The organism is Acinetobacter sp. YH12233 (assembly GCF_013417725.1).
In the GTDB taxonomy this organism is placed as follows: domain Bacteria; phylum Pseudomonadota; class Gammaproteobacteria; order Pseudomonadales; family Moraxellaceae; genus Acinetobacter.
The window spans coordinates 20,497-28,474 of record NZ_VPDK01000040.1 but is presented as its reverse complement, the minus strand read 5'-3'; the positions used below and the strand labels follow the sequence as shown (position 1 = coordinate 28,474).

Here is a 7,978-nt window from a genome sequence, read left to right as displayed (position 1 = left end):
ATATTGAAATTTATTACAATCGAGTCAGAAGACATTCTGCAAACGGCTGGTTAAGTCCAGAAGCCTTTGAACAGAAATATATTAAAAGTTTAGAGGGGCTGGTTGTCCACGATACTGTCTAGGATCAGTATTTGAATATACGGTAACGCGTAATGCGGGACAGGCCGATCAGGAAAGTGCTTCAGCAAATCTGGTGATCAATATTGATCAGGTAAACCAGATTCTTAACTATGCCGACGATCCAGCAGATAACCTGTTACAGGGTGGTGCAGGTGATGACATCCTGACAGGTGGTGCAGGAGCAGATACAGCGATCTATTATTTACTAAATAATGCTGATGCAACTGGCGGCAATGGTACATATACCTGGACTGACTTCAATGCAGTTGAAGGTGACACCATCGATGTATCTGCATTATTAAGTGATCAGGCAGTAGATGCCTCAAATCTGGGGAACTATATCACGCTCGAACAACGTGGAGATGATACAGTCGTGACGATCGATCGTGATGGTTCCGATACCAATACCACCTTTGCACGCGCTGATTTGCTGATATTACAGAATGTAGACAGTGCAACTTTACAGCTGGATGACATCATTAAATATAATCCAATCTAATCAGAAGTTTTTAAAATGGATTATTCATAAAAATTTATGATGTCATTGAACTTCAATTAAAAAATCCCGCTTAATGCGGGGTTTTTTAATTTTATATGGCATTTAAAGTGTTAAAAACCAGATAGAAGCAGCAATGACGACAATTAAGATAACCAGAAAGATTTTTAGATTGGTTTTAGGATAAGTGGTGCTTAAGCTCGCTTTCGTAATTTCCTGACCTGCGGGATCATACAGAATCACCTTTTGTGCACTATTTTCATAACCTAATTCTAGCAGGGCACGCTGTTCAAGAGCTGTCAGACCCTCTTCAGGCATATCCATAACTTGCAGCAGCGTTGTAGAGCCCCAAAGTTTTTGAACAATTGAAGTAGATACCAGCTGTTTTAGGGTGTCTGAGGCAGCATTAAAGTCGGCAATGATGCTGCGTTCATGCGCATAGGGAACGGGAGGGACCATTGTTTGCACAATCGTGCCCTCATTGTCCATCAGTTGCATTTTATCTTTATAAATTTGCACCCATATTGCATTGGGAAGTTTGGATAACTGATCTTGCAGCATGAATTGCCTACGTATTGCTTTGATATTAAATTAAATAATCTATAAACATATCCCGTATCAAGACGGGATATGTAATGTTCCATTACTTGGCAGGAGCACCATATTCATTATTTTCTTTTTTGGTATCACTTGCCCACCAGATAATGAGTAAAATGGCTCCTATCCCTGTCAGTACAAGCAATTGCCACCATCCAGAGCGTCCAATGTCATGCAAGCGACGTGCCCCTACAGCCAGACTTGGGAGCAGAAGCGCTAAATTTAGCAGGCCATTCACCAAAGGTTTGGTGCCTAAAACTGCATCAATGGCTTCACTAATAATGCTTAAAATTACACAAAACAGCATAAAGAACCAAAATTCTTTACGGCGTGCACGACCTGAAAAGTTTGCATAATTGGTTAGACATTTTACAAACCAGTCGATACTGCTGTAATTCTCTTCAGCCTGATCCAGATTGGAATATTTATTAATCTGATTGCTAATGCTTTCTCCCAGATGAATCGAGTTTCCCAAAGCCAGATAAATATCTGCTGCCTGACCGGTTGAGTTAACAATAAAATCAACCCGGTCACCGCGTGAAGGAGGGCGTTGTCCACGCCAGTCTGCACCGCTAAAACTGTAGCGGTTGTTATCATCCCCTGTGATAAAACCCGTATTATCTTGAATAGAAAAATCCAGGATGGAACCTTTCATAAGCCCTCTCTATTTATCTTCTGGCTATTATGGATTTGTATAAATATTATTCATATATGGCCGATAGTAGCATAGGAAATTTATTTTGAGATCAAGCTTTTATAAAAATATTTAGGTAATAAATTTTCACTATCTAAAGCTAGAAGTTCTGATTAATAAGAAGTTGATTTAGCCGATAACAAATAATTTAGTTAAATTTAGATTTTCTTAATTTGTTGAATAATAAGAAATGATTCAAGGGAAGAAAAACTGAAATAAATTTAATAAAGCTAAAAATATACCAATATTTATAAAAATAATTTAAATCAATGACTTAATTAATTTTAGTATTTTATTCAATATGAATATATTGCGAATTTTTACGTAGAGTTTGAATAAGAAACTAATCCCCAACAGACTTTGCTTAAGTTAATAAATGCTTATATATTGATCTCATAAAACAACTTAAACATTAAACTGTTTTTAAGTGAATTCACCTATTTTATAAAGGCAATTTTAATTAATAAAACATTAAAGGGTGTCATGATGAAAGCTATTCTAATGAAGAAGATGATTAACTGCGTTGCGATGAGTGGTGTATTGCTATTCACTGCTGGTCAAACAATGGCAATGAATCAGCAATCTTCAACTGCTGCTCAAGCAAATTCTAAAGCATCAAATGACAGCCGAATGAATTTAACTGAGAGTCAAGTGATTAAGGTTGTAAGTACGGTCAATAACGGTGAAATTAAACAGGCAAAAACAGCTTTGCCAAAACTTAAAACAGATGACGCACGTAAGTATGCGCAAATGATGATTAGCGAACATACAGCGAACGAGAAAAAAGGCCAGGCTCTGGCAGACCGTTTAAAATTAACTCCTCAAGCAAGCAGTCTCAGTACGGCATTGCAAAGCGATAGTGACAAGATTGTTACTGACCTGAGCAAGCCATCTGCAGCCGATAAAGACTATATGATGAGTCAGGTTGAAGTACATCGTAAAGCCCTGAACACTTTGGATACACAATTGATTCCAAGTGCGAAAAATGCGGAATTAAAAAGCATGTTGACGCACACCCGTACTGCGGTAGCGACACATCTGAAAAAAGCTGAACAAATCGTTGAAAAGATGAAATAAGTTAAGCATTCATCCAATAAAAAAACCGCCATTTTAGGCGGTTTTTTTGATCATAATACTTTATATATTATGTGATATTTCTTACCAGCTTAACGCGCCACCAGTTTGATAATCTGTTACGCGAGTTTCGAAGAAGTTCTTCTCTTTACGTAGATCCATCATTTCTGACATCCACTGGAATGGATTGTTCACACCAGTAAACTGTTCAGGCAAGCCTAACTGGCTCAAGCGACGGTTACAGATAAATTTCAGGTATTCTTCCATCATACCGGCATTCATGCCCAATACACCGCGTGGCATCGTGTCACGTGCATATTCGATTTCAAGCATGGTGCCTTCAAGGATCATCTGAATCACTTCTTGCTGGAATTCAGCAGTCCACAGATGTGGGTTCTCGATCTTGATCTGGTTGATCATATCAATACCGAAGTTCAGGTGCATAGATTCATCACGCAGGATGTACTGGAATTGCTCAGCAACACCATTCATCTTGTTACGACGACCCATAGACAGAATTTGGGTGAAACCGCAGTAGAAGAAGATACCTTCAAGTACACAGTAGAATGCGATCAGGTTGCGAAGCAAGATCTGGTCGTTTTCTGGTGTACCGGTTTTGAAAGTAGGATCACTTAGAGATTGTGTATATTTCAGGCCCCAAGCCGCTTTACGTGCAACTGATGGGACTTCGCGGTACATGTTGAAGACTTCACCTTCGTCCATACCTAAAGACTCGATACAGTACTGGTAAGCATGCGTATGAATCGCTTCTTCAAATGACTGACGCAGGATGTACTGACGGCATTCAGGGTTGGTGATGTGACGGTAGATCGCCAATACCAGATTGTTTGCTACTAGTGAATCCGCGGTAGAGAAGAAACCAAGTGAACGCATCACGATGGTACGTTCATCTTCAGTCAAGCCATTTTCAGACTTCCACAACGCGATGTCGTGGTTCATGTTGATTTCTTGAGGCATCCAGTGGTTCGCACAACCATCCAGATATTTCTGCCAAGCCCATTCGTATTTGAATGGCACTAACTGGTTCAAGTCAGCACGGCAGTTGATCATACGTTTATCATCAACCTGTACACGCTGTGCGCCCATCTCAAGTTCTTCAAGACCAGGCGCAACGTCCAGTTGGTCTAGGGAAGCAGATGCTCTTGCCAGTGAATCGGTTGAATTTGATCCTGCGCTTCGAGGGGCTGCAGCGGGTTGTGCAGCTGCCACATTCGACGATGTGTTGCTTGCATCAGATACCATCTGCGGATTAGCCGTTTTTTTCGGCTCGACGGGCGTAGGCTGCTGTTCAGGTGCAGCCGGTTTTTGCGAATCATCTTCGAAATCGTCCCAACTTAGGATAGACATATCAATTCTCTCTAGTTGCTTTATATCTTTTATTAGACATCCAGCAGTGCTGAGATGTCTTACTATACGCTCAATTTGTGTAAACAAAATTAAGTTTTGTCGATGAATGCTCTGAATTTGTTCAGAGATAAATCCCCACTACTTATTTTGTTTACGCTGTTGCTGGCGAACTTTAAACCAGAAGTAAGCAATCGGTGCGTAAAAGGTAATGGCAAAGGAAAGGATCAATGCCACAAGTCCTAACATGTAATTGTGAGTCATATGGGGCATTGAGGTTTCCTTTATTGTTAAATATTAAATCCTCCCCAAACCCATCCTTTAATAAAGGAGGGGGATTTCCGTGAATTCTTTTGCTTACACGGAAGTCCCCCTTTGGAAAAGGGGGATTTAGGGGGGATTTTGTATTAAGTAACTACCTGAGTAGTTGACTTAAGATTTTTTATGTTTTGTTCATTTGCTTGGTTTATCGAAACCAATATTGCAACTGAGCAAGGTAATAAGCATGTGAAGCAAAAAATCTGAATTTCCTTGCGTACAATGCGAACTTTCTTTTTAAATTCTTTAAGCTTTTTCGACATGTTCTATTCCTTTACGGAATCAATCATGACGAATTAGCAAAAGTGAGTTCTTATGCTAACCGCTCATAAGAATCAACCATTGCTAATTCGCAATATAAGAGATAAATCTCGGTTGATTCCTAATCCAGCTAACTTACTGACAAGCCTCACAATCAGGATTATCAATTGAACATGCTTGTGGCACTGGCGCTGCTTGAGTGAAACCTTCTTCCTCTACAGGCGCTTCAGGTTTTTTCTCTTCAACCACTGGCGCTGCAACTACAGGAGCCGCAACAGTTGCAGGTTTAACTGCATTCAATGCACCAGTATTAATGGTTGATTTTTCAGCAGAAGTTGCACCTAATGCACGTAGGTAGTAAGTGGTTTTCAGACCACGTAACCAAGCCATCTTGTAAGTGATGTCCAGTTTCTTACCGTTTGCACCAGCGATGTACAGGTTCAGAGATTGCGCCTGATCGATCCATTTTTGACGACGAGAAGCAGCATCTACGATCCAGCGTGGCTCAACTTCAAACGCAGTCGCAAAGATCGCTTTCAATTCTTCAGGAATACGAGAAATCTTTTGTACTGAACCTTCAAAGTGTTTCAGGTCATTGACCATCACTGCATCCCAAAGACCACGTTCTTTCAACGCACGTACCAGGTACGGGTTGATCACTGTGAATTCACCAGACAGGTTAGATTTCACATACAGGTTCTGGAATGTAGGCTCAATGGATTGAGACACACCACAAATGTTCGAAATAGTTGCAGTTGGCGCAATCGCCATCACATTCGAATTACGCATACCGTCTTTTTGAACTTTGGCACGTAAAGTGTCCCAGTCCAGACGTTGTGTGCGGTCTACTTCAAACATGCGTTCTGGACGAGTTTTCGCAACCAGGTCAAGTGAGTCGATTGGCAGAATACCTTGATCCCACAGTGAACCTTTGAATGTTTCATACGTACCGCGTTCAACAGCAAGGTCACTTGAAGTTGAAATTGCGTAGTAAGAAATCACTTCCATTGATTCATCAGCAAACTCAACCGCAGCGTCAGAACCGTAAGCCATACCCATTTCGTAAAGCGCATCCTGGAAGCCCATGATACCCATACCGACTGGACGGTGTTTCAGGTTCGAGTTACGTGCTTGTGGAACTGCGTAGTAGTTGATGTCGATCACGTTATCGAGCATACGAACCGCAGTTTTTACTGTACGAGCCAGTTTTTCACGATCCAGCTTGCCGCCTTGAATGTGTTGTACCAGGTTGATCGAACCTAAATTACATACTGCGATTTCTTCTTTGCTGGTGTTCAGGGTGATTTCTGTACACAGGTTAGAAGAGTGAACCACACCTACGTGTTGTTGTGGTGAACGCAGGTTACATACGTCTTTGAACGTGATCCATGGGTGGCCTGTTTCGAACAGCATAGACAGCATTTTGCGCCACAAATCTTTTGCACGGATTTTCTTGTGCAACATGTTTGTTTCTTTGGCAATGCTTTCGTAGTAAGCATAACGCTCAGCGAATTCTGCACCAGTCAGATCATGAAGATCAGGCGTTTCAGAAGGTGTGAACAGTGTCCATTCAGCATCTTCGAATACACGTTGCATGAACAGGTCAGGAACCCAGTTCGCAGTGTTCATGTCGTGAGTACGACGACGGTCATCACCCGTATTCTTACGCAGCTCAAGGAATTCTTCGATATCCAGATGCCAGGTTTCCAGGTATGCACATACCGCACCTTTACGTTTACCACCCTGGTTTACTGCAACAGCAGTATCGTTGGCAACTTTAAGGAATGGCACCACACCTTGAGACTTACCGTTTGTACCTTTAATGTAAGAGTTCAGGGCACGAACTGGAGTCCAGTCATTACCTAAACCGCCTGCCCATTTAGACAGCATTGCGTTATCACGCATCGCGCCATAGATGTCAAACAGATCATCATCAATTGTAGTTAAGTAGCAGCTAGATAACTGTGGACGTAGCGTACCTGAGTTGAACAGGGTAGGCGTAGACGCCATGTAGTCGAAGCTAGACAATAAGTTATAGAACTCGATTGCACGGTCTTCACGGTTATCTTCGTTCAGGGCAAGACCCATAGACACACGCATGAAGAACAATTGCGGCAATTCGAAACGCACGCCATCTGAGTGGATAAAGTAACGGTCAAATAGGGTTTGCAGACCTAGGTAAGTGAACTGGTTTGAACGTTCTGGTTGAATCGCTGCAGCCAGCTTAGCCAGGTCAAAGTTTAACAATTCAGGTGAAAGAAGCTCTAACTCAATCCCTTTTTTCAGGAAAGTTTCAAGTGCATCACCTTCATTAGTATCAGTGGATAGACCCAAGAACTCTAAACCGGTAGCCACCAGGTCATCACGCAACAGACGTGCAGTCACATAAGTATAGTTAGGTTCTTGCTCAATACGGGTACGAGTTGCCATCATCATGGTTGTAGAGATGTCAGACTCTTTTACACCGTTATAAAGGTTTTTTACGGTCTCATCGACAATCGCCTGTACGTCGATCCCTTCAAGGCCTTCAGCAGCACGAGTCACAGTCGCAGTCAATTCGCTTAAGTCAAGCGGCTTTAACTTACCTTCTGCATCAGTGACTTGCAGTGTAGGGTGATGGTTGGCACCTAACTGTTTGCGCGCTTCAGAACGTTGTTCACGGTAGATGACATAGGCACGTGCAACTTTCTGTTCGCCAGTACGCATCAGCGCAAGTTCAACCTGATCCTGAATTTCTTCGATATGGATCGTGCCACCCGATGGTAAACGGCGTTTGAATGTATTCAGAACCATTTCCGTTAATTGTTCGATACGGTCGTGTATACGGCTCGAATCTGCACTTTGCTGGCCTTCTACTGCCAAAAATGCTTTTCCAATTGCAACAGAAATTTTTTCTGCATCAAAAGCGGCAACATCACCGGTGCGTTTAATCACCTGAAGTTGACCCGGAGTGGACGTGATTACGCTCATGTTAGCATAGCTCCATTGTCATCTATTTTTATGTTTATGGACCGTTTGAACTGGGCAAAAATCGTGCCACAGTGTTCGAGGAA

Annotated in this window: 7 protein-coding genes and 1 pseudogene; 3 read left to right on the top strand and 5 right to left on the bottom strand. The window is 41.9% G+C overall.

Features of this window, described 5'->3' with window-relative positions; genetic code table 11:
- Together FTV12_RS13895 and FTV12_RS13890 are read left to right on the top strand one after the other, a co-directional pair.
- Window positions 1–122, top strand: a pseudogene (locus FTV12_RS13895) (IS3 family transposase); the annotation flags it as partial.
- 71 nt (window positions 123–193) lie between these two features.
- A complete protein-coding gene (locus tag FTV12_RS13890) occupies window positions 194–619 on the top strand; it encodes a type I secretion C-terminal target domain-containing protein (protein WP_180012385.1) in 426 nt (141 codons plus the stop codon).
- Between the two features lie 102 nt (window positions 620–721).
- On the opposite strand, the gene FTV12_RS13885 is transcribed toward FTV12_RS13890, so the two are convergent.
- Together FTV12_RS13885 and FTV12_RS13880 are read right to left on the bottom strand one after the other, a co-directional pair.
- Entirely contained in the window at window positions 722–1,177 is a 456-nt protein-coding gene (locus tag FTV12_RS13885) for a hypothetical protein (RefSeq protein ID WP_034706330.1), read from the bottom strand.
- Between the two features lie 82 nt (window positions 1,178–1,259).
- Complete coding sequence (locus tag FTV12_RS13880; RefSeq protein ID WP_159124294.1) at window positions 1,260–1,868, bottom strand: DUF805 domain-containing protein; 609 nt, start codon at window positions 1,866–1,868, stop codon at window positions 1,260–1,262.
- A gap of 525 nt (window positions 1,869–2,393) precedes the next feature.
- On the opposite strand from FTV12_RS13880, the gene FTV12_RS13875 reads away from it, so the two are divergent.
- Window positions 2,394–2,984 carry a DUF4142 domain-containing protein gene (locus tag FTV12_RS13875; protein WP_180012383.1) on the top strand — a complete coding sequence of 197 codons (591 nt, stop codon included), beginning with the start codon at window positions 2,394–2,396 and terminating at the stop codon, window positions 2,982–2,984.
- A gap of 81 nt (window positions 2,985–3,065) precedes the next feature.
- Here FTV12_RS13875 and FTV12_RS13870 read toward each other — a convergent pair whose 3' ends face one another.
- The 3 genes from FTV12_RS13870 to FTV12_RS13865 all read right to left on the bottom strand — a co-directional run bounded on the left by FTV12_RS13870 (window position 3,066) and on the right by FTV12_RS13865 (window position 7,895).
- Window positions 3,066–4,349 carry a ribonucleotide-diphosphate reductase subunit beta gene (locus FTV12_RS13870; protein WP_004785102.1) on the bottom strand — a complete coding sequence of 428 codons (1,284 nt, stop codon included), beginning with the start codon at window positions 4,347–4,349 and terminating at the stop codon, window positions 3,066–3,068.
- A 138-nt stretch (window positions 4,350–4,487) separates the two neighbouring features.
- Window positions 4,488–4,619, bottom strand: coding sequence for a hypothetical protein (locus FTV12_RS16570; protein WP_257218527.1), 132 nt, complete (start codon window positions 4,617–4,619; stop codon window positions 4,488–4,490).
- Between the two features lie 441 nt (window positions 4,620–5,060).
- Complete coding sequence (locus FTV12_RS13865; protein ID WP_179993292.1) at window positions 5,061–7,895, bottom strand: ribonucleoside-diphosphate reductase subunit alpha; 2,835 nt, start codon at window positions 7,893–7,895, stop codon at window positions 5,061–5,063.
- Window positions 7,896–7,978: the final 83 nt, after the last annotated feature.

What these genes read in the sequence shown, in the direction of transcription:
- FTV12_RS13885 (WP_034706330.1), bottom strand. Translation starts at nt 1,177, where the DNA reads ATGCTGCAAGATCAGTTATCCAAACTTCCCAATGCAATATGGGTGCAA.
- FTV12_RS13880 (WP_159124294.1), bottom strand. Translation starts at nt 1,868, where the DNA reads ATGAAAGGTTCCATCCTGGATTTTTCTATTCAAGATAATACGGGTTTT.
- FTV12_RS13875 (WP_180012383.1), top strand. Translation starts at nt 2,394, where the DNA reads ATGAAAGCTATTCTAATGAAGAAGATGATTAACTGCGTTGCGATGAGT.
- FTV12_RS13870 (WP_004785102.1), bottom strand. Translation starts at nt 4,349, where the DNA reads ATGTCTATCCTAAGTTGGGACGATTTCGAAGATGATTCGCAAAAACCG.
- FTV12_RS16570 (WP_257218527.1), bottom strand. Translation starts at nt 4,619, where the DNA reads ATGCCCCATATGACTCACAATTACATGTTAGGACTTGTGGCATTGATC.
- FTV12_RS13865 (WP_179993292.1), bottom strand. Translation starts at nt 7,895, where the DNA reads ATGAGCGTAATCACGTCCACTCCGGGTCAACTTCAGGTGATTAAACGC.